25 protein-coding genes, 1 other RNA gene and 1 pseudogene are annotated in these 24,079 nt (G+C 48.7%); 1 reads left to right on the top strand and 26 read right to left on the bottom strand.

The window, feature by feature from the left end:
• The 18 genes and pseudogenes from RWJ43_RS01655 to prfA all read right to left on the bottom strand — a co-directional run.
• Nucleotides 1–711: pseudogene (locus tag RWJ43_RS01655) on the bottom strand (phosphoglucomutase); the annotation flags it as partial.
• The gene (locus tag RWJ43_RS01660; RefSeq protein ID WP_035431480.1) at nt 692–1,585 is read right to left on the bottom strand and encodes a UTP--glucose-1-phosphate uridylyltransferase; all 894 of its coding nucleotides are present in this window, start codon (nt 1,583–1,585) and stop codon (nt 692–694) included. The pseudogene RWJ43_RS01655 and the gene RWJ43_RS01660, both read right to left, overlap by 20 nt.
• Nucleotides 1,586–1,722: 137 nt before the next feature.
• Nucleotides 1,723–2,151, bottom strand: a complete 429-nt coding sequence (locus RWJ43_RS01665) for a metal-dependent transcriptional regulator (RefSeq protein ID WP_035427232.1) — start codon at nt 2,149–2,151, stop codon at nt 1,723–1,725.
• 108 nt (nt 2,152–2,259) lie between these two features.
• The gene (locus tag RWJ43_RS01670; protein WP_314007027.1) at nt 2,260–3,531 is read right to left on the bottom strand and encodes an LCP family protein; all 1,272 of its coding nucleotides are present in this window, start codon (nt 3,529–3,531) and stop codon (nt 2,260–2,262) included.
• Nucleotides 3,532–3,534: 3 nt separating this feature from the next.
• Nucleotides 3,535–4,818 (bottom strand): UDP-N-acetylglucosamine 1-carboxyvinyltransferase, encoded by a 1,284-nt coding sequence (gene murA, locus RWJ43_RS01675; RefSeq protein WP_314007028.1) that lies wholly within the window; start codon nt 4,816–4,818, stop codon nt 3,535–3,537.
• A gap of 29 nt (nt 4,819–4,847) precedes the next feature.
• Nucleotides 4,848–5,267, bottom strand: a complete 420-nt coding sequence (atpC, locus tag RWJ43_RS01680) for an ATP synthase F1 subunit epsilon (RefSeq protein ID WP_035427227.1) — start codon at nt 5,265–5,267, stop codon at nt 4,848–4,850.
• An 8-nt stretch (nt 5,268–5,275) separates the two neighbouring features.
• Nucleotides 5,276–6,757, bottom strand: a complete 1,482-nt coding sequence (atpD, locus tag RWJ43_RS01685; protein WP_187468904.1) for a F0F1 ATP synthase subunit beta — start codon at nt 6,755–6,757, stop codon at nt 5,276–5,278.
• The gene (gene atpG / locus RWJ43_RS01690) at nt 6,757–7,674 is read right to left on the bottom strand and encodes an ATP synthase F1 subunit gamma (RefSeq protein ID WP_035427225.1); all 918 of its coding nucleotides are present in this window, start codon (nt 7,672–7,674) and stop codon (nt 6,757–6,759) included. Before atpG ends, atpD begins: the two co-directional genes overlap by 1 nt.
• A 6-nt stretch (nt 7,675–7,680) precedes the next feature.
• Nucleotides 7,681–9,354 (bottom strand): F0F1 ATP synthase subunit alpha, encoded by a 1,674-nt coding sequence (gene atpA, locus RWJ43_RS01695; protein ID WP_035427223.1) that lies wholly within the window; start codon nt 9,352–9,354, stop codon nt 7,681–7,683.
• Complete coding sequence (gene atpH / locus RWJ43_RS01700) at nt 9,354–9,827, bottom strand: ATP synthase F1 subunit delta (RefSeq protein ID WP_314007035.1); 474 nt, start codon at nt 9,825–9,827, stop codon at nt 9,354–9,356. Before atpH ends, atpA begins: the two co-directional genes overlap by 1 nt.
• Nucleotides 9,817–10,428 (bottom strand): F0F1 ATP synthase subunit B, encoded by a 612-nt coding sequence (gene atpF / locus RWJ43_RS01705; protein WP_035427219.1) that lies wholly within the window; start codon nt 10,426–10,428, stop codon nt 9,817–9,819. Before atpF ends, atpH begins: the two co-directional genes overlap by 11 nt.
• A gap of 42 nt (nt 10,429–10,470) precedes the next feature.
• Nucleotides 10,471–10,665, bottom strand: a complete 195-nt coding sequence (locus tag RWJ43_RS01710; protein WP_314007038.1) for an ATPase — start codon at nt 10,663–10,665, stop codon at nt 10,471–10,473.
• Between the two features lie 138 nt (nt 10,666–10,803).
• Entirely contained in the window at nt 10,804–11,604 is an 801-nt protein-coding gene (gene atpB / locus RWJ43_RS01715; RefSeq protein ID WP_035427215.1) for a F0F1 ATP synthase subunit A, read from the bottom strand.
• A gap of 511 nt (nt 11,605–12,115) precedes the next feature.
• The gene (gene upp, locus RWJ43_RS01720) at nt 12,116–12,760 is read right to left on the bottom strand and encodes a uracil phosphoribosyltransferase (RefSeq protein WP_035427213.1); all 645 of its coding nucleotides are present in this window, start codon (nt 12,758–12,760) and stop codon (nt 12,116–12,118) included.
• 123 nt (nt 12,761–12,883) lie between these two features.
• The gene (gene rpiB, locus RWJ43_RS01725) at nt 12,884–13,348 is read right to left on the bottom strand and encodes a ribose 5-phosphate isomerase B (protein WP_314007042.1); all 465 of its coding nucleotides are present in this window, start codon (nt 13,346–13,348) and stop codon (nt 12,884–12,886) included.
• A gap of 92 nt (nt 13,349–13,440) precedes the next feature.
• The gene (locus RWJ43_RS01730; RefSeq protein ID WP_314007045.1) at nt 13,441–14,088 is read right to left on the bottom strand and encodes an L-threonylcarbamoyladenylate synthase; all 648 of its coding nucleotides are present in this window, start codon (nt 14,086–14,088) and stop codon (nt 13,441–13,443) included.
• 75 nt (nt 14,089–14,163) lie between these two features.
• Nucleotides 14,164–15,057, bottom strand: coding sequence for a peptide chain release factor N(5)-glutamine methyltransferase (gene prmC / locus RWJ43_RS01735; protein ID WP_314007047.1), 894 nt, complete (start codon nt 15,055–15,057; stop codon nt 14,164–14,166).
• A gap of 12 nt (nt 15,058–15,069) precedes the next feature.
• Nucleotides 15,070–16,137, bottom strand: coding sequence for a peptide chain release factor 1 (gene prfA, locus RWJ43_RS01740; RefSeq protein ID WP_314007049.1), 1,068 nt, complete (start codon nt 16,135–16,137; stop codon nt 15,070–15,072).
• Nucleotides 16,138–16,351: 214 nt separating this feature from the next.
• Between prfA and RWJ43_RS01745 the strand changes: the two genes are divergently transcribed.
• On the top strand, nt 16,352–18,082 hold the full coding sequence (locus tag RWJ43_RS01745) for a hypothetical protein (protein WP_052039087.1): 1,731 nt from the start codon (nt 16,352–16,354) through the stop codon (nt 18,080–18,082).
• Between the two features lie 72 nt (nt 18,083–18,154).
• On the opposite strand, the gene RWJ43_RS01750 is transcribed toward RWJ43_RS01745, so the two are convergent.
• The 8 genes from RWJ43_RS01750 to pgi form a co-directional block, all read right to left on the bottom strand.
• Nucleotides 18,155–18,844: a VTT domain-containing protein gene (locus RWJ43_RS01750; protein WP_313996295.1), complete on the bottom strand. Its 690-nt coding sequence runs from the start codon at nt 18,842–18,844 to the stop codon at nt 18,155–18,157.
• Between the two features lie 59 nt (nt 18,845–18,903).
• Nucleotides 18,904–18,999, bottom strand: an RNA gene (gene ffs, locus RWJ43_RS01755) — signal recognition particle sRNA small type.
• A gap of 56 nt (nt 19,000–19,055) precedes the next feature.
• Nucleotides 19,056–19,394: a hypothetical protein gene (locus RWJ43_RS01760; RefSeq protein ID WP_035427206.1), complete on the bottom strand. Its 339-nt coding sequence runs from the start codon at nt 19,392–19,394 to the stop codon at nt 19,056–19,058.
• Nucleotides 19,395–19,486: 92 nt separating this feature from the next.
• Nucleotides 19,487–20,305: a PTS system mannose/fructose/sorbose family transporter subunit IID gene (locus RWJ43_RS01765; RefSeq protein ID WP_035427204.1), complete on the bottom strand. Its 819-nt coding sequence runs from the start codon at nt 20,303–20,305 to the stop codon at nt 19,487–19,489.
• Between the two features lie 2 nt (nt 20,306–20,307).
• The gene (locus tag RWJ43_RS01770; protein ID WP_035427203.1) at nt 20,308–21,174 is read right to left on the bottom strand and encodes a PTS sugar transporter subunit IIC; all 867 of its coding nucleotides are present in this window, start codon (nt 21,172–21,174) and stop codon (nt 20,308–20,310) included.
• 22 nt (nt 21,175–21,196) lie between these two features.
• Nucleotides 21,197–21,691 carry a PTS sugar transporter subunit IIB gene (locus tag RWJ43_RS01775; RefSeq protein ID WP_035427201.1) on the bottom strand — a complete coding sequence of 165 codons (495 nt, stop codon included), beginning with the start codon at nt 21,689–21,691 and terminating at the stop codon, nt 21,197–21,199.
• A 54-nt stretch (nt 21,692–21,745) separates the two neighbouring features.
• Nucleotides 21,746–22,177 (bottom strand): PTS sugar transporter subunit IIA, encoded by a 432-nt coding sequence (locus RWJ43_RS01780; protein WP_035427200.1) that lies wholly within the window; start codon nt 22,175–22,177, stop codon nt 21,746–21,748.
• Nucleotides 22,178–22,638: 461 nt separating this feature from the next.
• A partial coding sequence (pgi, locus tag RWJ43_RS01785) for a glucose-6-phosphate isomerase (RefSeq protein ID WP_314007057.1) occupies nt 22,639–24,079 on the bottom strand: 1,441 nt, incomplete at its 5' end.

The raw sequence follows: 24,079 nt of genomic DNA on the forward strand, positions 1-24,079 counted from the left end.
TACCACCATCGAAGAGCACTCATCGGCCCAAGGGTCTGCTGGTTGTGGGTGAATGCCACCAAAATCCCTGACAGGACCTTGGTGCATCTGATGTACAACACATCCAGCCGCGGAAAGTACGTCAGCAAGCAGATCTGTTGCTGCACCATACATAGGATCAACTACCACGCTCGGGCGTAGCTCTTTAATAACAGACACATTAATCTGATTAAGCAGCGCACTTTTATAAGGTGTCACAATATCTGTTGTGGTAAAAGTTCCACGCTGCTCTGTTGGCTCAAGCGGCGTTGCGGATTCCACGCGCTGGAGAAAATCGCGAGAAACTGGACCTCCATTAGCAGCGCGAATAATCATGCCGCAATATTCGCAGGAAAGCTCAGTTGCAGAAATAATGAGGCCACCAGCCACATCTTTATGATGTGCACAGGCCCAGCAAACAGATGGAGTTGGGCAAAAAATCTCGGACACACGCACGTCTAAACCAAAGGAAGCCAATGTTGCAGCGGCTTCAAGAGCAGACGAATCTGCTTCAAAGCGTGTGTCAAAGCCGACAAACACAATGCCGCCAGGCAACTCCTGTGACCAAACAGTACCAAGGGCTTCTGCAAGTCTAACTACATTATCCCTGGTAAAGCCTTTATCATAGCGGGCCTGCCAGCCATCGCTGCCAAAACGGAGTATGTCGGGTCTTTTATCCAATGCGGTTGGCATAGCTGCCGAGCGCCTCTTTAAATGCTGCTGCAGAGCTCTGATCAGAGAGTGCCATACGAGCATTAGTTGCTGCCCAAGCTGCAGGAGTACCGGTATCGCAGCCCTCTTCCGCGTCGATTACCAGGGCATACATCTCTTCCTCAGCAAGCAGACGCTCCATTGCATCTGTCAGCTGAATCTCGTTGCCAGCACCAGGACCCTGAGTTGCCAGGAGCTCCATAATCTTTGGAGAAAGCAGGTAACGACCAACAATAAACAGGTGAGAAGGTGCGTCCTCTGGACGGGGCTTCTCGACAAGGCCTGTTACCTTCCAAATAGCACCCTCGCCCTCAGAGTTATCTGAAGGAGAAGAGATGCACTCACCTGCGATAATACCGTAGCGATTCACCTGATCTGCAGGGACTGGAGCAACTGCAATGACGGAAGCGCCATTGTGCTGCTTGGAAATCTCTGCCATACGGATGCACATCTGACGATCTGGAACAAAGTAATCACCGAGAAGTACAAAGAATGGCTGGTCACCTACACCGTCTGCAGCACAAAGCACGGCATGGCCAAGGCCACGAGGATTGTCCTGATAGGTAAAGGAAACAGGAAGTGCAGAAGCTGCATGGACTTTCTCGGCAAGGTCTTGCTTTCCACGAGAAGAAAGGTCTGCTTCAAACTTCTGGTCTTCAGCAAAGTAGGTTTCAATCTGTGGCTTCTCGCGAGAATTGATGATGATTACCTCATCAACCTCTTCTGGCTCAAGAGCCTCTTCTACTACGTACTGAATGACGGGCTTATCCAAAACAGGCAACAGCTCTTTAGGGGTTACCTTTGTTGCAGGTAGAAAGCGCGTACCTAGACCTGCTGCTGGGATAATTGCCTTCATGTGTTTACCTTTCACCTATGAGCCCTGTTGGCTCTGCACACCTAACGTGCGCTTGTAAGAATGACGGTTTTGCCGCCGATAAACTCAAATGACAGGCGCTTTTATACGTACCTAGCTTGCATAAGCGCCAGGTTACGTTACTTGCTTGGAATCTCAATTCCACGCTTCTCAAGGAATTCAATGAGCTTGGCCAGCGTGTCTACAGAAAGCGAGTGCTCCATAAGACAAGCCTCTGCATCTGCGGTCTCTGTGTCTACGCCCAAATCCTCCTCAAGGAAGGTGCGAAGCGCGCGGTGAGCACGCCATGTGGTACGGGCGTTTGCCTCGCCTTCTTTGGTCAGCGTGACACGACCATAACGGCTCTGCTCAACCATGTCCTGCTCTTTAAGCTGAGATAGAGCCTTGTTGACGCTTGCCTTGGAAACATCAAGGCTCTCGGCAATATCAACGGAGCGGACGCTCTTATCGTCATCTGGCTGCTCAAGCGCAATTCGATAAATTGCCTCGAGATAGTCCTCGCCGGCTTTTGTCAGCGTGTGGTCGTTTTGTACGTTATCGTTGGCCATAACTCTCCTCCGACGACTGCTTGGCAGTCTTTTTCATGCAAAATCAGTTGCGCTATGCAACGAAAATATTTCTAACACTTGAATGATACCCAAAAACGCCGCTTAGGTTTACTGGCGAGAAGAGCTGTTTGAAGATTCTGAGGACTCTTCTGAGCTTTTCTCAGCAGCTTCGGCATTTGCTTCAGCATCTGTTTGACCATTTAAGCTAGACGGATCGTCTCCTGCATCAATTACCTTCATCATCTTTGCAAGTGCATCTTCATCTACGATGACATACGACTGACCATCAATTTCTGTTCCCTCGGATGGTACGTATGCCGTATAGATATCCTTGTCAGTGTTCATGCCAATCATCTGAGTGCCCAAAGAAATAATGTCTGAGACAGATAGATCGGTAATAACCATGCTTGCTGTTGAATTGACAGTATTTGCAATGGCTACAGGGTCTCCTGTGTTCAGAATCTGAGCAATCATAGCCTTGATGAAGGTTCTCTGATGGCGCATGCGGGTGTAATCGCTGTCTGCAAAAGCGTAGCGAACACGAGTAAAGAAGAGTGCTTGAGCACCGTTCAGTTTCTGAACGCCAGGGTACAGTTCAACAACGTCGCTGAAGTTCTCTGTGTCACGCATGTACTGCTCAACGTTTACGGTTACGCCACCAAGAGCATCTGTAATGCCTGCGAGACCATCAAAGTTGACCTCTGCATAGTGGGCAATATGTACGCCGCACAGTTCATTTACAGCTTGTACCATGCCATTTGCGCCGTCATAGTAGTGGACGGCGTTAATCTTCATGTAAGAACCCTTCCACAAGACACGGGTATCTCGTGGAATAGAGAGCATAGTCACACGCTTATGGATAGGGTCAACACGCGCCAAAATAATGGAATCCGCACGATATTCAGTCTCACCTGGTCGGCCATCGGTACCCAAAAGCAGCACATAATAGGGATCGCTTGGTGCGGAAGGCTCCTGAAGCGTCTGGCGAAGCTCAGCGGTGATGACCTGCGAGTTATTTAGCTGTGCCTGAACGTTTGCATACCAGATTCCCGCGCCTACCAAGGCAGCTACAAACAGCGTTGCAAGAACGCCCAGAAGCGACCTGACTACAACTTGCTTTCTGAAGACACGCTTGCGGCGCTTGTGGTAGCCCTCAGCCTGCGTGCGACTAAAAGGAGAAGTGCCAGCTGCGGTGCCCTGACCTGCAGCGCCTTGACCTGCGGCTCCCTGACCTGCAGCGTTCTGCGAAGTATGAGCGACGGCATTAGGTGCAGTGCCCTGCGCGCTACCACCCGTAGCAGTATTTTGTGCAGCGTCAGCCGAAGCGCCCTGTGAGGCCCCGTTGTCGAGCAGTTTTGCATGCTTTGGTTTAGTTGACACAAACTATCCTTCGATAAAGTCGTCGTCTGGAATGGTAGTGCGCTGAGCATCTGCTCCCAGCGCGACGAGTTTCTCGACAAATCCTTCGTAACCGCGGTCAATGTGATGGATGGCAGAAACGATTGTTTCTCCCTCGGCCACAAGACCAGCCATAACAAGCGCGGCGCCACCACGAAGATCTGGTGACTTGACCTGCGCCCCCTCAAAGCCGGAGACGCCGCGAACAATAGCGTGATGGCCCTCGATGGTGATGTCAGCTCCCATACGAGAAAGCTCGGACGCCAACATAAAGCGGTTCTCAAAGACGTTTTCTGTGATGATGCAGGTACCCTTAGCCAGAGCAAGCAGCGTCATAGTCTGTGCCTGCATGTCTGTTGGAAAACCGGGGAATGGCAGCGTCTGGATATCGATAGCCTTAAGATCTTGCTGGCGAGAAGCCCTTGCCCACCTATCTCCGGTCTCGATGGTAATGCCCATCTGCTCATACTTCTTAAGTACCAGGCCAAGGTGATTTGGCTCGAAGCCGTGAACAGTAATAGGCTCACCAGTAAGCGCGCCAATAGCCAGGAAGGTACCAGCCTCAATGCGGTCGCCGACAACTTCATGCTCAACAGGATGCAGCTCTGTAACGCCGTGAATCTCAATAACAGGAGATCCGGCACCCTGAATGTTGGCACCCATTTTGTTGAGCATAGTAGCAAGGTCAACAATTTCTGGCTCACGAGCTGCGTTATCAATGACCGTTACACCCTTGGCAAAAACTGATGCCATCATCAGGTTTTCTGTTGCGCCAACGGAGGCAAAGGCTAAAGAAACGGTCTCGCCGGTTATGCCGTGAGGAGCGCTTGCGTGAATATTGCCGTGCTCAACCTTAAATTCAACACCCAAAGCCTCGAGGCCCAGGATGTGCATGTCAATTTTGCGAGCACCGATATTACAACCGCCTGGCATCGCCACAACAGCCTTGCCAAAACGAGAAATAAGGGGACCCAAAACAGCAGTTGATGCACGCATCTGTGCAACAAGACTGTAAGGAGTCTCCCAGCTTGTAATATCTGTGGTATCAATTTTGAGCTCGTGAAGACCAACGACTTCAATGCGAGCGCCTAACGTCTTGAGCACCTTGCCCATGACGTGAACGTCTGCAATATTAGGAACGTTAGTGAGTGTAGTAACACCAGGAGCCATGATGGTTGCAGCCATCAATTTAAGGGCAGAGTTTTTTGCACCCTCTACAGTGACCTCTCCTGTGACAGAACGGCCACCTACTACTTTTATGACGTCCATAAACCTCCGAAAACGACAGTGAGAGAATTTTACTCCTCAACCACTTGCTTCAGAAGTAGATTACACCAGTCTATCTTTTTTTCGTAGTAGGCACGACGATTATCGTCTTCTGGAAGAGAAAGCATCTGGTCAATGACGTCATCTCTTGTCTCGCGCACAACATCTGCATCAATGTCATCAACGCGACGAGCATGATCTGCCAAGATAATGACTCCTGTTGGATCGATTTCTGCGTATCCACCAGAAATCACTATCTTGGTCATAGATTCTTCATTCTCTGGATGAGGCATGTGCAGTCTTACAACACCATCGCCAAGCGCAATGATTTCTGGTGCGTGGCCTGGCCACACACCATACTCTCCATCTGCTGAAGCAAGAATCAGACTTTCAACGGTTCCTTCGTAAAGGAGCTTATCTGGTCTGACAAACTGACAAGTCAACTCAGCCATGAGAAATCCTAGTTCTGTGAGCTATCCGAAGCGGACATCTTTGCAGCGCGCTCGCGAACATCTTCGATGGTGCCTGCAAAACGGAATGCCTGCTCAGGAAGGTCATCGCACTTACCGTCAATAATCTCTGCAAACGAGCGGACAGTCTCCTCAACGGTGCAGTACACACCAGGGTTACCAGTGAACTTCTCGGCAACGTGGAATGACTGAGAGAGGAACTGCTGAATCTTACGGGCGCGAGCAACGGTGCGCTGCTGCTCCTCAGAAAGCTCGTCCATACCCAGAATTGCAATGATGTCCTGAAGGTCGGAGTACTCCTGCAGGGTCTCCTGAACTGCCATAGCAACGCGGTAGTGCTCTGAACCAACAATGGATGGATCAAGAGCAGAACTGGAGCTGGCCAGAGGGTCAACTGCTGGGTAAATACCAAGCTCGGTAATAGCACGAGAAAGAACGGTAGTTGCATCCAAGTGCGTAAAGGTTGTAGCAGGAGCAGGGTCAGTAAGGTCGTCTGCAGGGACGTAAACTGCCTGTACGGAAGTAATAGAACCTTCCTTGGTGGAAGTAATACGCTCCTGAAGCTCGCCCATCTCTGTAGCCAGGGTTGGCTGGTAACCAACTGCGGAAGGCATACGACCAAGAAGTGCGGAAACCTCAGAACCTGCCTGAGAGAAGCGGAAGATGTTGTCGATGAACAACAGAACATCCTGGCCCTGATCACGGAAGTACTCTGCAGTAGTAAGGCCTGCAAGAGCAACACGCATACGAGCTCCTGGTGGCTCGTTCATCTGACCGTAGACTAGGCAGGTCTTGTTAATAACGCCGGACTCAGTCATCTCGAGGAAGAGGTCGGTACCCTCACGAGTACGCTCTCCAACGCCGGTGAATACGGAAGTACCACCATGCTGCTGAGCCAGGTTGTTAATAAGCTCCTGAATCAGAACGGTCTTACCAACGCCAGCGCCACCAAAGAGGCCAGTCTTTCCGCCTCGAACATAAGGCTCGAGAAGATCGATTGCCTTGATGCCCGTCTCGAAAATCTCTGTCTCAGTAGTGAGCTCTTCGAAGAGAGGTGCTGGGTGGTGAATTGGATAAAACTCAACGTCTTCAGGAATATCTCCACCGTCGACTGGCTGACCCATGACGTTCCAGACGCGGCCCAGCGTAGACTCGCCTACTGGCATCATCATTGGCTTGCCGGTGTCCTTAACGCGAAGGTTACGCTGAAGACCATCGGTTGACGACATAGCGACGGTACGAACAACACCACCGGGAAGCTGAGACTCAACCTCAAGAACGGTGCTGACGTGACCAACAGGCGTGTCATCCTCTACCGTCAGTGCGGTATAGATGCTTGGAACAGGTCCGTCGAACTTAACGTCGACAACTGGTCCAACTACGCGAACGATTACGCCATCGTCAACGTGCTGATTGCGCTTGTTGAGAATAGCTTCCTCAAAGGAAGAAGTCTCTACTTGCATATCTGACATTACATATCCTCCAATGCTGCAGCACCACCGATAATCTCATTGAGCTCAGTGGTAATTGCGCCCTGGCGTTCGCGATTGTACGTACGGCTAAGAGCGCCTAAGACGTTCTCAGCATTATCAGTTGCAGACTGCATTGCACGACGGCGTGCACCATGCTCGGCTGCAGCAGAATCAAGAAGTGCGTGGAAGATGACCGTCTTGATATAAGCGGGCATCAACGAATCAAGTACCTGAGAAGCAGATGGCGAGAATTGATATTCACTCTTGTTATACGTCTTCACCTGTGAGAGGGCTTCTTCGGTACGTGGTTTATTAGGAATCGTGAGTTTATCGCGCGAAATAGGAAGAAGTTGCTCTGTAACCTGCTCTTGGTCAACACGGTTCTTTGCATGCCAGTACTTGATTACGACACGATCAATCTTACCCTTGATATAGCCATCCATGATATAGGAGGCAATACGATCAGCCTGGTCTGCTGTAGGCTCAGAGGAAATGCCTACATAAGACATGGTGGGCTTGATATTTCTATACGTAAAGTACTCAGTTGGCTTGCGTCCGCAAGTAATTATCTCGGACGACACACCCTTAGCCTTAAGACGTGCCATCTCATGCTCAACCTCGCGTTGAGGCAGGATGTTAAATCCGCCTGCAAGTCCGCGGTCAGATGCGATGACTAAGAACAGCACGTTCTTCTCGACTTTATGTGTAGCAAGAAGAGGCTGTTTCTTAGGATTAAAGCCAGCGCCTGCTACATTTGCAAGCATAAGGGTAATAGCTTCCTTATATGGCGAAGCAGCCTCGGCCCTATCAAGTGCCTTGCGGACACGCGCTGTCGAAATCATCGACATCGTGCGCGTAATCTGCATGGTGCTCCTGATGGAGCTCATACGCCTCGATATTTCGTGAAGGTTCGCCATTGATAATTACTCCTGCAATGAACCCTGGGTTACTGCGTCAAAAGAGCCTGGTGTGTCTGAATTAGCTTCTGCCTCATCCACAACCTTGTTTGGATGCTCTTCCAAGAACTTAGCCTTGAAGTGCTTAATGTGATCACTCAAGCGCTCTGCCTGCTCATCAGAAATCTTTCCGTTGCGCAGAGAGTTGCGGAGCTGTGGGTGATACTCACTCATGTACTGAGCAAGGCCATCACGGAAGAGAGCAACGTTCTCAAGATCAACGTCATCAATGAAGTTCTCTTTTGCAGCGTAAATTGCGCAAATCTGGTCTACTACGTCCAGAGCTGAATAACGTGGCTGCTTGAGAAGCTCCATCATATGAGCACCGTGGTTGAGCTGGTACTGCGTAGTTGCATCCAAGTCGGATCCGAACTGCGAGAATGCCTGCTTCTCACGATAACTTGCAAGGTCCAGACGAAGTGTACCTGCAACCTGCTTCATTGCCTTGACCTGAGCGTCGCCACCAACGCGGGATACAGAAATACCTACGTCGACTGCTGGGCGCTGGCCCTGGAAGAAGAGATTAGACTGCAGATAAATCTGGCCGTCTGTAATGGAAATGACGTTTGTAGGAATGTATGCAGAAACGTCGCCTTCCTGCGTCTCAATAATTGGAAGTGCGGTAAGAGAACCTGCTCCGTTTTCATCGGAGAGCTTACATGCACGCTCCAGCAAGCGTGAGTGCAGGTAGAAAATATCACCAGGATATGCCTCACGTCCTGGTGGACGATGAAGCGTCAGTGACATCTGACGGTATGCAACTGCCTGCTTAGAGAGGTCATCGTAAACAACAAGAACGTGTCCGCCTGGATGGTCTTTGTCAGCAGGCTTGCCGTCCTTATCGTTATACATAAAGAACTCACCAATAGCAGCGCCTGCCATAGGGGCAATGTACTGCATTGGAGCAGAATCGGCTGCGGTAGCTGCAACAATGACGGTCTTGTCAAGAACACCATGGCGGGAAAGAGACTCGCGGATGTTTGCAACTGTAGACGCCTTCTGACCGATGGCGACATAGATACAAACCATATCGGTGTTCTTCTGGTTTACGATTGCGTCAATTGCGATAGCGGTCTTACCGGTCTTACGGTCACCAATGATCAACTCACGCTGACCACGGCCGACAGGAACCATAGCGTCAATTGCCAGAAGTCCAGTCTGAACTGGCTCGCAAACAGGCTGACGCTGCATGATGCCAGGAGCCTTGAACTCAATAGGGCGACGATGTGTAGCGTGGATAGCGCCAAGTCCATCAATAGGCTGGCCCAGTGGGTTAACAACACGACCAAGCATGTCAAAACCAGCTGGAATATCCATGACGCGGCCGGTTGTACGACACTCGTCGCCTTCCTTAATCTCAGAAACTTCGCCGAACAAAACAGCGCCGACTGAAGTTTCATCAAGGTTCTGAGCAAGACCGAATACGCTGTGGCCCGTAACGGAGCTAGTGAACTCCAGCAACTCGCCTGCCATAGCGCTGCGTAGACCAGCAACACGAGCAATACCGTCTGCTACCTCAATAACAGCAGATACCTCTTGCTGGGATACAGTTGAATTGACCTTAGAAAGGCGCTCTCTAAGCTGTGCCATGACGGCATCTGAGCTCAGCGTTCCTTCCTGTATAGTGGTCTTATCAGTCATTACAATTCACTTTCAACGTGATCTGAAGAGAGCCTACTCTTAATGTGAGTGAGCTGTGTCTTTACCGATGCATCATAACGATGATCACGTGTCTCAACTACAATGCCGCCCAAAATCTTGGGATTAACACGCTCAATAAGATACACCTGAGTATTGAAGTTCTTCTCGAGCTTCTCGGTGACCTTTGCACGTAACTCATCATCAAGAGGCATTGTAGTAGTTACCGTTACTGTAAGTGTCTTGTCTTCTTCTTCAAGAAGCTCCTGGAACGTAGCGGCAACATCATTGATAAGGTTGACATCCTCACTCGCCTGCATAGCACCAAGAGTCTCAAGAACTTCTGGAGAGAACTTCTTTGCGTGCTGCACCTGTACAAGGTCTGCAGTTGCACGACCCTCTGCGCGGCCAGCCTCCAGGAGTGCCCTGGTATAGCCCTCTACTTTTCTGTCTTGATCGTCTTTATTAGTGCTCATCTGGAGTACCTACTTCCGCAAGGTACTTTTCGGCAAGAGCACGCTGCTGCTCTACTGAAAGCTCGTTGCCAATAATCTTTCCGGCAATATCGACGGCAAGATCAACAACGGAATCAGAAAGCTCAGCCATGGCGTGACGACGCTCAGACTCTACAACGCCCTTACCCTTAGTAATAATCTCGACAGCTTCTGCCTTTGCCTGCTCGATAATACGAGCACGCTCTTCTTCGCCCTCACGCTTAGCAGCAGAAACAATCTCGTCTGCTTGCTGCTTAGCTGCGTCGATACCAGCTGCTGCGATTTCACGATCCTTGTTGGCTTCCTCGCGAGCCTTTGCTGCAGCGTCCAGATCGCCTTGGATCTTCTCTTGACGCTTGTCAAGCATACGTAGAACGGAAGGCCATACAAACTTTGCTACAACAGCAAAGATGATCAGAAACGCAATCAGAGCAGGAACAAACTCAGCGGGCTTTGGAAGAAGAATATCGGCACCACTTGCACCCTCTTCAGCAAGTGCGACTGAGGGAGCCATTGCCACAAGTAGAGCAGCAGTTGCGCCTACTGTGCTGGCTTTTTTAACTCCCTTACAAATCGTATTCATGCATTCCTCCAACGTAGCGTTTTCGCTGTTACAAACAGTAATTTACTTAACCATCAAGGTAACAACGAAGCCAATCAGGGTAAGTGCCTCGATGAATGCGCAGCCAAGAATAAAGACTGTGAAGAGACGACCCTGAACCTCTGGCTGACGAGCCATGTTGTTAGCGGCACTCGATGCTACGACGCTAATACAAATTGCTGCTCCCATAACGCAAAGAGCATATCCGAAAATACCCACGATTCCTCCTTTTTCGCTCGCCCCTCTCAAGGCGACCAATATACATACCTATCATCAACTGAGCGTGGGCTCAGATGACTTCATCTTTTGTGCCGTTTGGCACCACAGTGTGGCAATGCCACCAACTAAGCGTTTTGCTTAGTGTTCAGACTCTACCAGCTGGATGTAGACAGTAGAGAGTAGGGTAAAAACGTATGCCTGAATGAAGGCAACAATAGTTTCTACCAAATAAATGATAATCAACAGCAGAACCCAGAAGATCGAAAAGCCTGCCTGAGCAGCTGTTGATGCAGAGAAGTTCTCAATAGCTGGCATAAAGTACATAGATGCAAGAATTGCAAATGTACCCATAACGATGTGACCTGCATACATGTTGCAGAACAGACGGACGGCCAGAGTAACCAGACGAAGGAATGTTGAGAAGACCTCAATAACCCAGATAACTGCTGCAATAACAGGGTTAACGCCCTTTGGTGCAAGGCTTAGGATGTAGCCAATAACACCCATCTTCTTTGCACCTACATACATAAAGTATCCAAGGGAGCAAAGGCCAAGAGCGGCAGTAACACCAATAGTACCGGTGCCTGGGTGTGCACCAGGAATAAGACCAATGATGTTGTTGATCAGGATGAACATAAACATAGTGATCAAGAATGGGAAGTGAGTGCGCCAAGTTTCTCCAAGAGAAGCCTTGCAGACGTCATCTCTAATGTACTCAATCAGGTACTCAACGCCATTAACGAAGCGTCCCTGAGGGACGATGCTCTCTGCCTGCTTCTTCTTAAACTTAAAGCAGACAATCAGGAAAATCACAGCAGCGATCAAGAAATAGAAAATGTAGTTAGTGAAACCAAAGGTGGTGTTACCAACCAATGCGTGTGGCAAAAAACTTTCGAGCAGCTCGGCCATCTCTGCTGGCAACTGCGCAAGAACATCCACTCTGTCTCAACCTCCCCATACAATCTGCAACCATTTCAGATTGCCCGTCACTGCTCAGCATACTTGAAACGCAACGTAAGATGCCAAAATATGCCACTTGGAGTGTATTATCTACCACTCGGCGTGTATATTTGCGACGAACGGCGATACTAGCACTAAATGTACGCATAGTCACGATTACAAAACCAAATAATTGACTAATGCTCAAACTCTCACATTACTGACACATTTCGTGTTAGCTGCCGTTATTGATTCATTCAACTATAACACTTCTAAGCTGCTGTTATGTTGCTTTTTTCTTGATAGATATAGTTATGTCCAGATAAAAATAGTTGTATCAATATCCCCTGGTATTCACAAAGTTTTTGATATATGCCAACCGTTATTTCTTCTCGTAAAGTGATGATTTGAAAAGAAAAATGATCCAGTGCGCATGTTCTGCGGACACTGGATCATGTACTAACTTACGTATTCGCAACTCTATTAGATTGCGAGAAGGACGAGGGGCTCCTTACTTGGTACCGTAAATACGGTCACCTGCGTCACCGAGGCCTGGAAGAATGTAAGCATTTGGGCTCAGCTGACGATCAACGGTGCAGGTGTAGAGGCGTACCTCTGGATCAAAGTCCAGAGTTGCCTTGACGCCCTCAGGGCAAGAAACAATGGTCAGGCAACGAATGTCCTTGACACCTGCTTCACGCAGGAACTGAATAGCAGCAGTGAGAGAGCCGCCGGTTGCCAGCATTGGATCAACAACCAGGCAGGTGCGGTTCTCGATGTCTGCAGGGAACTTGCAGTAATACTGGTGAGGAAGATGGGTCTCTGGATCGCGATACATACCAACATGACCAACACGAGCAGATGGAACCAGCTCAAGAATGCCGTCAACCATACCAAGGCCAGCGCGAAGAATTGGAATAATAGCAACCTTCTTACCAGCAATGCGCTTAGCAGTCATGGTCTCAAGAGGAGTCTCTACCTCGACGTCCTCAAGTGGGAAGTCACGCATTGCCTCGTAGCTCTCAAGAATTGCAAGCTCGTTGACAAGCTCACGGAACTGCTTGGTGGTGGTTGTCTTGTCGCGAAGAATGTGAAGCTTGTGCTGAACTAGTGGGTGGTCAACAACCGTAAGTCTGGACTCATCATAATCTGCCATAATGCTCCCTCCAAGAGCTTGACCTGCGTTTTATTTGAATGCGAGCAACTTTAACCTAGCCTCTACATTCCCTGCAGGTTTGCGTATGTATTACTTATGCAGCACTGTTTATGTGCCGCTTACTTACTCAGCATCAACGCCCTTAAAGTTAGGATCATCTTCACGCATGATCTTCTCGACACGTCCCGTATGACGGCCGCCTGCAAACTCGGTGCTTAGGAAGGTATCCACAATAGCCTCGTTAACAGCAAGATCAGTGAATCGACCAGAAAGGCCAATGACGTTTGCGTTATTGTGCTCGCGAGCAAGCTCTGCAAACTGAACAGTCTGAACAGGAGTAGCGCGAATACCAGGGACTTTATCAGCAGTCATAGCAATGCCAATACCAGTTCCGCAAATCAAAACGCCGCGATCTGCCTTGCCCGCTGCGACTGCGCGAGCCACCTTATCTGCAAAATCAGGGTAATCAACGCGGTCGTCATTTGCTGGTCCAAAGTCCAAAACCTCATGACCAAGCGACTTGATGTGCTCAACGATAGGATCTTTCTGGATAAAGCCAGCGTGATCGGAACCAACTGCAATACGCATACGTATCCTCCTCAGAAAATTCACTCCTATAGAGAGTACCGCATGCAGGCAAAGGCTGCAGCCAAAACACATAAAAGGGATAGGATTTTTATCTATTTTGAAAATCCCGCAGTGGCGAGAATATCCTCGGTTGTGATGGCGCCTTCGCGTAAAATGCGCGGTTCATCACCCGTGCAGTCGACAATAGTCGACGCAATAGCAAGGGGCGCCGGACCTCCATCAAGCGTCAAGTCTGCCTGCTCAATAAGGCCTGCTTCAAGACCATATCCATCAACTGCAGAAGGAGCCCCGTGCGTGTTGGCACTGGTAGTAGCCAAAGGGCATCCAAGCTGCTGTGCAATCTGACATACTAGAGGTGAATTAGGCATACGGAGCGCAATGGTTCTGTTATCTGGCAAGACGTACTCATCAGGAACGTTCTCTGATGCGGTAACCACCAGCGTAAGAGCTCCTGGCCAATATGCTTCTACCAGCTTATTTGCCCAGCTGTGCGTAATGTGAGCGTACTTCTGCAGGTCGGATTTACTGCCCACAAGCCATGGAAGCGTCTGCGTTGAGGGACGCTGTTTAATCTCAAAAATACGCTTATGACCAGGGTTTTGAGGAGTTGCAGCTGCACCAACGCCATAGACAGAATCGGTAGGCATGATAAGCACGCCACCACGACGCGCCACCTCAACTGCTAAAGAAACTACAGATGTATCCGGATTCATCTGATCAACTTTGATGTACTCGCCCATGAAACCCTCGACTCATTGTTGTGTGCTGCGCGGTGTTATGCGTTACACAGATTTTCTCGCCAGGCGGCTGAAGTGCTACTTTGCTAGGCGCGCCACAAGAATGCGCGGCCTGTGCGTCAGATCCTCTTTGACCTCAACGGACTCCCACACACCCTGCTCCTCGGCAAGGTGCGCCGCCTTGTCCAGGTGTCCCTCGTAGAGCTCAACGCAGAACATACCACCAGGTAGAAGCATATGCGGAGCAGCCTCGAGCAATCGCCTATAGACGTCCAGACCGTCCTCTCCCCCGTCAAGCGCCAGCTCAGGTTCAAAGCCCTTGACCTCTGCAGGAACTTCTTGCTCGAGCACATTTGTGGGAATGTAGGGCGGATTAGAGACCAACACCGAGAAGGACTGCGCAAGCTCTGCAGGCACACCTTCTACTAGGTCGCACTCAATGAGTTCCACGCGCTCTTGGAGGTCCAGGGCGTCTCTGTTGCGAGTTGCCAGTGCAATTGCCTGAGGAGAAAGATCTGTAGCGTAGACGCGTGTCTGTGGACGCTCAGTAGCAATAGAGAGCGATATGCAGCCCGTTCCTACGCCAACCTCAAGCACGCGCACTTCCCCATCAGCGTTTGGAGTTGCCACATCAACACCTGCTAGCGCAACGTCTACCAGCACCTCTGTCTCTGGTCGTGGGATAAGCACGCCCGGCTCACAGGTAAGAACCAGGTGCCTAAAGGGCATCTCGCCCGTCACGTACTGAAGCGGTTCACCCTCTGCGCGGCGTTTAATTGCCTCACGCATGCGAGTGCGCTCATCCGCAGAAAGCGGCTTGTCAAAGTTGGTGTAGAGCTGAACGCGAGAAAGGCCTGTCACCGCGGACAAAAGCCATTCTGCAGAAAGACGTGGATGCTCATCACCCTTCTTTTCCAGGTGCTGAGTAGTCCACGTCAAAATTTTCTGGATTGTCCAAACTTCATCTGTCATGAAGTTTGCACCTTAAACAGCCTGAGCGAGTTTCTCGGCACGCTCTGCTGCAGCAAGAGCCTCAATAACAGATGGCAGCGTATCGCCCAGAAGAACGCCGTTGTAGGTGCCGTTGAAGCCAACGCGGTGGTCGGTTACGCGGTCCTGTGGCTGGTTATAGGTACGGATCTTCTCGGAACGTGCACCATGACCAATCTGGGAAAGACGCTCTGCACCCTGCTCAGCCTGCTGACGCTCCAGCTCCATCTCGTAAAGGCGAGCACGAAGCATCTGCATACAAACCTCGCGGTTCTGAATCTGAGAACGCTGATCCTGAGACTGAACAACGGTATTTGTTGGCAGGTGAGTAATACGAACTGCGGAATAGGTGGTGTTAACGCACTGACCACCAGGGCCGGATGCACAGTAGGTATCAATGCGCAGGTCTTCCTGGTTGATCTGAATATCAATCTCGTCAGCCTCTGGGAGAACTGCAACAGTTGCGGTAGAGGTCTGAATGCGGCCCTGAGACTCAGTCTTAGGAACGCGCTGAACACGGTGAACACCGGATTCATACTTCATAACTGAATAGACTTTATCGCCTGTGACCTTGAACTCAATAGTCTTGAAGCCGCCTGCCTCAGAAGGAGAGCTGGACAAGATCTCTGTCTTCCAACCACGAGCCTCGGCAAAACGCTCATACATTTTGAAGAGGTCGCCTGCAAAGATTGCCGCCTCATCGCCGCCAACACCAGCGCGAATCTCAACGATAGTGTCCTTCTCGTCATTTGGATCGCCTGGAATCAGCATGACCTTGATTTCATCCTCAAGCTGAGGGAGCATCTCTTCATTAGCAGCAATGTCTTCCTGTAGCATCTCTTTTTCTTCTGAATCAGAAGTGGCGTTGAGAAGCTCTTTTGCAGCCTCGATATCATCAAGGGCAGTGATGTACTTGTTGGCGTGAGCAACCAAATCTGCCTGATTAGAGTGCTCTTTTGCGACGCGAGCATACTCTTTTGGATCAGAGACAACAGCTGGATCTGCAAGCTTTTGCTCAAGCTCAGCATAGGCCTCGACGATTTTTTCTAGCTTGTCACGCATTCTTGCTCCTAAGATAAGTGCCTCGTGCGCGCTTGACTCATTGACGTGCGGCCAAACTGTTGCAAAGCTGCTTGCGAGGTGAGATTTCAACTAAAGAAGTGTACCACCACTAGGCAGTTTTTAAACCGATACCTCGCTATCTGCACAGGATGAGGGTACACAAGTTACGTAATTGTGAGAAAATTACAGCAGGTTCATACGGTAATGAGGCGCCATGACTTCTAAGAATAAAACTTCACAACCAGATAACACGCCTGCTGCAGAGGACATCTCCTCTGATCAGAAGACCCTTGACGCTCAGGCCGTTGAGGCACCCGCCGCTGATGGCGAGAAAACCGACGAGCTTGAAGAGGTCACCGACCCTATTGCTGCTGACATGGCTGCCGCTGACGAAGACTACATCATGGAAATTGTCAGCCCCATCTTCCCTGGTCTAGACGAAGACGGCGAAGAGGACAAGGATGACTCAGCTTCAGATGAAGACTCTTCTGAAAACGATGCAGACAGCACAACTGACCTGGAGAAAATCGTAAACGATGCAGCTCTAACGCAAGATCTTTCTGCGGTAGAAGCTCGCCTCAAAGAGCTTGAAGAGAGCGCCCACGAACACTCAGAGGCCAAAACCGCCGAAGTTCCTTCCAAAAGCGCTACTAGCGCGAGTGATGCAGCGTCCGACGATGATGCAACCTCTATAAAAGATGTTGCAGATACGTTCTCAAGCTATCTTCGCAGTAGGCGTCGTGCACTTTTTAGGTTTGTACGCCGCTACAGCTTGCTTTCTGGCATTCTTGCGCTCTTAAGTCTTGCTCTTTTATCTGCGGTTATCGTCTTCTTTATTCGCGTGAGCAACGTTCCTTCAACAGATACTGTTATCGCTGATGCTCGTACACGAGCCGAAGCTCCAGCTTGGACTCCGGGTGAGTATGACGCTGATGAATCCTTACTGCTGACCGGCATTGAGGTTGTTTCTCGCACCAGAAGCACCACGGCAATCTCCAGCGATGCCGCTCAGTTTGGTGCCACCGGCTACGCCAACTCTGTCGTACGCCTTACCTACACGGGCAACGCAATTGCTGCCACAAAGATTTCCAAGTTAGGATACGCAAATACCCAGGGCTGGAACGCTATTGGTGACGAAGAGACCCAATCTGTCTCCTACCAGGCAACTTCAGGTGTTTCCACAACAAAAGTCCTTGATGCCATTAGCGATGTACTAGCCAAGCTTGATGAAAAAAATCCAAACGAAGCTATTTCTTATAGCTCGCAGTTCTCTGGCGCAACGTTTACTGTTCTTGATGCGGGTTTTGATCGTGAACAGCAGACTTGCTGGGTAAGAATGTCAGGTGTTTCGCCAACCTTCTATGGCTCGCTCACCTGCGATATTACGGCCTCATTTACGTTTGATGCCTCTACGGGCACCTGGTCGCTAGACACAGTCAGCCCCTCGGCAGGACTTAAGTACGACTACAGCGGACTTGTGGGAACGTGGAAGGGCACCTTTGTTAGCTGTGAAGCCAGTAGTGGCAGTCCTTGTTACGCTGGCAGAACTAATCCTTTAACGCTGACCGTAACGTCTGCAGGTTTTTCTCGAGATCAGCTGGTACTTACGGGTACTGCAGAGGGTGTTGTCCACAACCATGGAGCGCTTAACACCTCGTACCGTTGGTATCCAGGTGACACTGAGTTCAAGAACGCATCTGTCTCTCTGACTACTTCTGGAACCATCGGAGATCAAATTCAGGTTTCTGGAGTGGTAGATGTAACCAATGCAAGTCTGGATGCTCATTCTGCTTCTAGCACGTCCCTCAGCACAGCTCAAAAACCACAGTTGAAAGTTACTTTTGATATTGCTGATAACAGCGTGGTAGCTCAGCTTATTTCCACCCACACGGAAAACGGTCAGACCGTCACCTTTACTGATACCTACCAGCTCTCCAAAGAGTAAAAATAATCCCGTCAGGCCGAGTCTTTCCTGACGGGATTTCTATCATCAAATTCCGAGAAGTACAAAGGCTTGTTACTGCACCTTGTCTTCTTCCTTATCTGTGGCTTCTTCGTCGTTCTTCTCGCCCTTATGCATACGCCCACGAACAATTCCCACAATTGTAGGGATGATCGAGACCGCAACAATTCCCACAATCAGCAGCTCAAAATGCTCCTGAACTACAGGAATGCCGCCAAAGAAATAGCCGAGCAACACAAACATCGTGGACCAGGTAAGACCGCCCAGAATGTTATAGATGCCAAAGTTGCGCCAGTGCATACCGCCCATACCCGCAATAAAAGGCACGAACGTGCGGATAAAGGGGAAGAAGCGCCCTAAGAAAATTGCCAGATGACCATGCTTGTCCAGAAACTTCTGGGTCTTCTCAAGATGCTCTGGAGTAAGTGCTTTGACTTTTCCAGAAGCAATGATTTTTTGACCAAAGAAATGGCCAATCATAAAGTTCATCTGATCACCAAGAATTGCGGCAGCCCACGTAATAACAAGCAGCAAAACAATATTAAAGCCACCGTTATGAGCAAAAAATCCTGCTGCAAAAAGCAGAGAATCACCTGGTAAAAATGGGAAAAAGACTACGCCGGTCTCAATAAAAACAATCAGAAAAACAAAACCGTACGCAGCAAGAGGGCCAGTGGCAATCATTGAAGCAATAAATGCACGAGGATCTCTAAGCAGCTCAATGATGTAGTTTACAAAACCCATCGAAGTCCAATCGTCGTGACAAATGTCGCGGCAAACACACTATACGCCTATGAAAAGCGCATTGAGTGGGAACGGATGCCCGCGAGTGACCCCTTATGGCTGCTGTCTCCCGACCCTGACCAGGTTCGAGGTGTCACGTCATCCGCACCCGCTCAATGCGCTGTAGATACTCTACCCTATTAGAGAAATCTTTGCACAGATCGTATCGCTTCTATGCATTTTTTGACGAATTTTTTTCAATTGCTTTGATGATCTTCTCGACGTTCTTTTTTCCTCTTGAGATACCTACATGCAAAATTCCAGCTATAGGAACAGATATGACGAGAAGAACTATGCCGCCCACGAGCACAGCCGTTGCCATAGAACTTGTAGAGAGACTTCCGTACACGCTGAGATATATAAGCCATGCTCCAATTGCGATACCAGAATAAGCGGCTCTTCTATAAACGCTTAGTGTTCCAAGAGCTTTTGTCTGCATACGAGCCTCGACAACCAAAGGGTTATCCTCGTGTGAATGAGAAGCTGCTCCTACATAGTTTTTCTTGCTCATAAAAACTCTCAATCAAAAGTGGCATCGCCGTATGACGATGCCACTTTATTACGTTTGTCTTTTCTGCGCCAGACAGGATTTTGCGCAAAAAATTAGTAAGACAGACCTGGGTTGAAGACGCCAATAACAACGCCAACAAGTGCTACAACAACAAGAATAAGCATAACAACTGTTGGGCTGAGCTTCTTCTTAGTCATCAACCACCAGCAAAGGTATACAAACAGAAGGTTCAATACCTTAGGGAAGATGCCATTAAGCGTTGTCTGAATGTCAACACCAGCAATATTCAGAGAAGTTGTGACGTTAATCCATGTAGCAGCAACAGAGCCAATGACCATAGTACCAATCATAACAATGGAGCTACGGAGAGCCTCGGACTCAGGACCAACAAGTGCCTCAACAGCAGAAGAACCCAGGCTATAGCCCTGGTCGTAAGCAAACTTCATGCCGAAGTACATAATGAGGTTCCAGACCACAACATAGAACAGTGGGCCAAGAACGGAACCGCCCTTAGAAAGGCCAAGTGCAATTCCAAGAAGAATTGGAATAAAAGTACCAACGATAATGGAGTCACCAAGACCAGCAAGAGGGCCCATAAGACCAGCGCGAAGGCCATTGATGGTCTCGTCGTCGATTGCCTCACCGTTTGCACGAGCCTCTTCAAGAGAAGCGGTCAAGCCAACAACCATAGAACCAATCTGTGGCTCGGTGTTAAAGAAGGTTGTATAGGTAGAAAGTGCCTCAACCTTTTGGTCATCAGTATCGTAAAGCTCGTCAACGATTGGAAGCATGGATGCAAGGTAACCAAATGTCTGCATGTGCTCCTGAGAGAAGCAGGTAAGATTGCCGTAAATCCAGCTCAAGAAAGACTTATTACGTGCTTTCTGAGAAATGGTTTTCTTTTCAGCCATGATTAAATATCCTCCTCTTCTTCATCGTCTGCGCTTACATTGCCTGATGTTGCAGCAGCCAAACGAACATTCTTTGCCTGCTGAAGCTGATAGTTAAGAACAGCAAAGAAGACTGCTACGACTGCAGAGACAATGAGGTTCAGGCCAAGTGCGCCAGCAAGGATAAAGCCAAAGGCAAAAGTTACCCAATCAAGAGGCTTAGTAATAACCTGCTTGCACAAAATTGCAACACCAACGGTAGGAAGAAGGGTACCAACGGTGAAGAGGGTCATCATTGGGATACCGTTCATAGGAAGGTATTCCTTCATGATGCCAACCATGCTCTCGCCAGCCATGCAAATGAAGAATGTTGGAATGAACGAGAAAAGAATGTGAGAAACCCAAGGGAATACAAAGTCAACCATTGGAATGGTCTTCTTAATACGACCCCACTCTTTGCTCTCCATTGCACGCCAGCCAATACCCTGCCATACAAGGTTCATGGTAGCGGTGCCGTAGAACAAGACGGTACCAAGAGTACCAACAGCTGCGCCAATAGCAGCTGCCTGAGATGCAGCCTCAACAGAGCTTGGATCAAGACCATAAGCCTTGATTGCAAGAATTGCTAGAGGAATACCAATGTAGGAAACAGCACGAACGTCAGCGGAAACAGTTCCACCAGGTGTTACGAGTGCAATGTAGACCAACTGGATTGCTGCACCAACAATAATGCCAGTCTGGACGTCGCCAAGAATGACACCAACGACAAGACCTGCAACAAGTGGACGACCGAGGGTATAGTTACCTACGGTAGTACCAGCCATGCCAGGTAGTGACGCAAGGCATGCAAACAAACCCAAAAGGGCAGCTTGAAACGCATTAATTGCCATAAAAATCGCCTTCCGAATACTACTACTTTACGTCAAACTTCTCGCGGAATTTAGGCCACTCACCAATTGCCTTTTCTTTAAGAAGAGCAAATTGAACGGTATAACCAGCTTTGGTTATATCCTCAAATGCCTGTCCCTCTTCTTGAGTAAAGGACTGGTTGTTGCCCAGCTTTACCGCACCAGGACGGTCATTACCAGGACCGATAATGACCGTGTTAATTCCTGGCTTAAAACCAAAGTCAACAAGAATTTTCTTCATGTCAACTGGGTTTTTAGTAATAAGAAAATAACGAGAATCGCTGTCTAGAACCTTCTGAGCGCTCTCTTTGAAGTGATCAAATGTCCAAACAAATACTTTCTTGTCAGGTGCTGCTGACTTGTAAGCAGACTTAAGGACAGGATTTGATGCAGCCGCATCATTAACTGCAATGATTCCGTCACAAGGAACCTCAAGGGCCCAACGAGTGACTGTCTGACCATGAATCATGCGGTCATCAACACGAACAAATGAAATCATGTTTTCTCCTAACATATTTCTTACGCAAGCAGCTACGCGTACTTGCAGTAATTACTAAAGGTCTTCCTCGTCATCGTCTTCAAGAGCTAAGACGATCTGATTAACGCCATTTTTTCCTTCGTTCAGGATTGATGACACAAGAGCCTCACCACTTAGGCCATCATCGATAGCCATCAAAGCACCAATTACCATGGGAAGATTGGCACCACTAAAAGCCACGGTATGGGAAAGCAGGCCTTTTTTGGCGAGAAGATCAAGTGCATTAGTAAGTGGAGAACCACCGATAATGTCACCAAGAACAACAACCTCGTCGTCAGCAGTAAGTGGCTCAAGAATTTTTGACAAATTCTCTCTATATTCAGCTGCTCCCACGCCATCTTCCATGCTGTAGCTCAAGATGTTTTCTCTGGGTCCCATCAGCATGTCCATTACGCTATGCAGACCTGGTGCAAACGTTCCATGACTTACGAGCAAAAGGTACTTCATTACTGCTCCATTCCAGACATCACCACTGTGGCTGTACTTCGCCTGTATTAACAGCCGTACTACGCCAATACAAAATTTCCAGCCTGTTATGTAAATTGCTATGCATCAAAACTTACATTCCAAGCCAAGTGTCACTTGCCTAGCCGTTATAACACAAAGGTATACATGCGCTATTGGCATTCGCAAATTTTTAATATTCTTGATGTATTATTTTTTTAAATTTTATTTAAAAAATTCAATTGATTCAGTTTCTTTTAGATGAACAGGCGTTCTAACAGCATAAATAAATATGCAGAAATTTTTTGCATATATGAACATAAAAGTAGCAATATTGCATATATTAGATAAAGAAATGTCCGCTCAGCACTCCTCGAAATACATTTCTAAAAGTAAGAAAGAAGGCCATACAAGATGACCTTCTTAACATGAAATAAAAAAATAATTTTATGTTATGTAACGTGTTATGTTCTGTTTCTGCGATAGAAATCAACAAGGGACTGAGTGGAAGCGTCCTGTTTTGCCAACTCTTCGTCGTTATGAATTGCAGGGAAAATCTGTTTAGCAAGCTGTTTGCCAAGCTCAACGCCCCACTGATCAAAGGAATCAATGCCCCACACTACGCCCTCAACAAAGGTAATGTGCTCATAGAGCGCAATGAGCGTTCCAACGGCACGTGGATTAAGCTCTTTACCAAAGATAGAGGTAGTTGGCCTGTTTCCTTCAAAGACGCGTGCGGGAACCATCCATTCTGGAGTTCCCTCAGCGCGGACCTCATCGGCGGTCTTGCCAAAAGCAAGAGCCTTGGTCTGTGCAAAGAAGTTGGAGAGGAAGAGCTCGTGGACATCAAGATCTGCATCTTTTGTAGCAAATGCGGTATTTGCAAACGCAATAAAATCAGCAGGAATAATCTGAGTTCCCTGGTGAATAAGCTGGTAAAAAGCATGCTGACCGTTGGTACCAGCCTCTCCCCAGAAAATCTCACCTGTGTTAGATGTAACCGCAGTGCCATCCCAGCGCGTAGACTTGCCGTTGGACTCCATGGTAAGCTGCTGGAGATACGCAGGGAATCTATGTAAGTACTGGCTGTATGGAAGTACCGCATGAGATGCCGCGCCAAAGAAATTAACGTACCAAACATTTAAGAGACCCATAAGAGCAACAACATTTTGCCTCAGAGGGGTTGTCTTGAAGTATTCATCAACTGCGTTAAAGCCGCTAAGAAACTCTGCAAAACGCTGTGGACCAAAAACAATTGCCAGTACCAGACCAACAGCAGAATCAACCGAATAACGGCCGCCAACCCAATTCCAAAAACCAAAGGCGTTCTGTGGGTCAATGCCAAAGTCTTCTACCAGATCAAGTGCAGTGGAGACAGCAACAAAATGCTTACGAATAGCTTCTGCGTTCTGAGCGTCTGAACCATCAATAACACCCTGTTCAGCCAGCTTTTCCAAAAGCCATGTGCGAGCACAACGGGCATTGGTAAGAGTCTCAAGCGTAGTAAAGGTCTTGGAAACAATAACAAAGAGTGTTGTTTCTGGATCAAGATCTTCGGTTTTCTCGCCAAGGTCAACAGGGTCAATATTGGAGACAAAGCGAGCAGTAATACCTGCGTCTGCAAAAGGCTTCAAAGCCTCGTAAACCATAACAGGACCAAGATCAGAGCCACCAATGCCAATGCTTACAACCGTCTTGATAGGCTTACCAGAAATGCCCTTCCACTCTCCCGAGCGAACTCGATCGCAGAAGGCATACATCTTGTTCAGCGTCTGGTGAACGTCAGAAACAACGTCTTGTCCATCAACAATAAGCGTGCCCGCCTCAGTTGCGGGACGACGAAGCGCTGTGTGGAGAACTGCTCGATTCTCTGTAGTATTAATATGCTCGCCGGCATACATAGCG

Origin of the sequence: Lancefieldella parvula (genome assembly GCF_963530955.1) — a bacterium.
In the GTDB taxonomy this organism is placed as follows: Bacteria; Actinomycetota; Coriobacteriia; order Coriobacteriales; family Atopobiaceae; genus Lancefieldella; species Lancefieldella parvula_A.

Excerpts from the sequence above, each read along its gene's own strand:
- RWJ43_RS01760 (WP_035427206.1), bottom strand. The coding sequence starts at position 19,394 with ATGAGCAAGAAAAACTATGTAGGAGCAGCTTCTCATTCACACGAGGAT.
- atpC (WP_035427227.1), bottom strand. The coding sequence starts at position 5,267 with ATGGCTGAGTTGACTTGTCAGTTTGTCAGACCAGATAAGCTCCTTTAC.
- prfA (WP_314007049.1), bottom strand. The coding sequence starts at position 16,137 with ATGCGTGACAAGCTAGAAAAAATCGTCGAGGCCTATGCTGAGCTTGAG.
- RWJ43_RS01775 (WP_035427201.1), bottom strand. The coding sequence starts at position 21,691 with ATGATTTCATTTGTTCGTGTTGATGACCGCATGATTCATGGTCAGACA.
- RWJ43_RS01780 (WP_035427200.1), bottom strand. The coding sequence starts at position 22,177 with ATGAAGTACCTTTTGCTCGTAAGTCATGGAACGTTTGCACCAGGTCTG.
- RWJ43_RS01665 (WP_035427232.1), bottom strand. The coding sequence starts at position 2,151 with ATGGCCAACGATAACGTACAAAACGACCACACGCTGACAAAAGCCGGC.
- RWJ43_RS01770 (WP_035427203.1), bottom strand. The coding sequence starts at position 21,174 with ATGGCAATTAATGCGTTTCAAGCTGCCCTTTTGGGTTTGTTTGCATGC.
- atpG (WP_035427225.1), bottom strand. The coding sequence starts at position 7,674 with ATGGCGAACCTTCACGAAATATCGAGGCGTATGAGCTCCATCAGGAGC.
- RWJ43_RS01730 (WP_314007045.1), bottom strand. The coding sequence starts at position 14,088 with ATGGGCGAGTACATCAAAGTTGATCAGATGAATCCGGATACATCTGTA.
- atpA (WP_035427223.1), bottom strand. The coding sequence starts at position 9,354 with ATGACTGATAAGACCACTATACAGGAAGGAACGCTGAGCTCAGATGCC.
- prmC (WP_314007047.1), bottom strand. The coding sequence starts at position 15,057 with ATGACAGATGAAGTTTGGACAATCCAGAAAATTTTGACGTGGACTACT.
- RWJ43_RS01765 (WP_035427204.1), bottom strand. The coding sequence starts at position 20,305 with ATGGCTGAAAAGAAAACCATTTCTCAGAAAGCACGTAATAAGTCTTTC.
- RWJ43_RS01745 (WP_052039087.1), top strand. The coding sequence starts at position 16,352 with ATGACTTCTAAGAATAAAACTTCACAACCAGATAACACGCCTGCTGCA.
- rpiB (WP_314007042.1), bottom strand. The coding sequence starts at position 13,348 with ATGCGTATTGCAGTTGGTTCCGATCACGCTGGCTTTATCCAGAAAGAT.
- murA (WP_314007028.1), bottom strand. The coding sequence starts at position 4,818 with ATGGACGTCATAAAAGTAGTAGGTGGCCGTTCTGTCACAGGAGAGGTC.
- atpF (WP_035427219.1), bottom strand. The coding sequence starts at position 10,428 with ATGAATACGATTTGTAAGGGAGTTAAAAAAGCCAGCACAGTAGGCGCA.
- RWJ43_RS01660 (WP_035431480.1), bottom strand. The coding sequence starts at position 1,585 with ATGAAGGCAATTATCCCAGCAGCAGGTCTAGGTACGCGCTTTCTACCT.
- atpD (WP_187468904.1), bottom strand. The coding sequence starts at position 6,757 with ATGTCAGATATGCAAGTAGAGACTTCTTCCTTTGAGGAAGCTATTCTC.
- atpH (WP_314007035.1), bottom strand. The coding sequence starts at position 9,827 with ATGAGCACTAATAAAGACGATCAAGACAGAAAAGTAGAGGGCTATACC.
- RWJ43_RS01750 (WP_313996295.1), bottom strand. The coding sequence starts at position 18,844 with ATGGGTTTTGTAAACTACATCATTGAGCTGCTTAGAGATCCTCGTGCA.
- upp (WP_035427213.1), bottom strand. The coding sequence starts at position 12,760 with ATGGCAGATTATGATGAGTCCAGACTTACGGTTGTTGACCACCCACTA.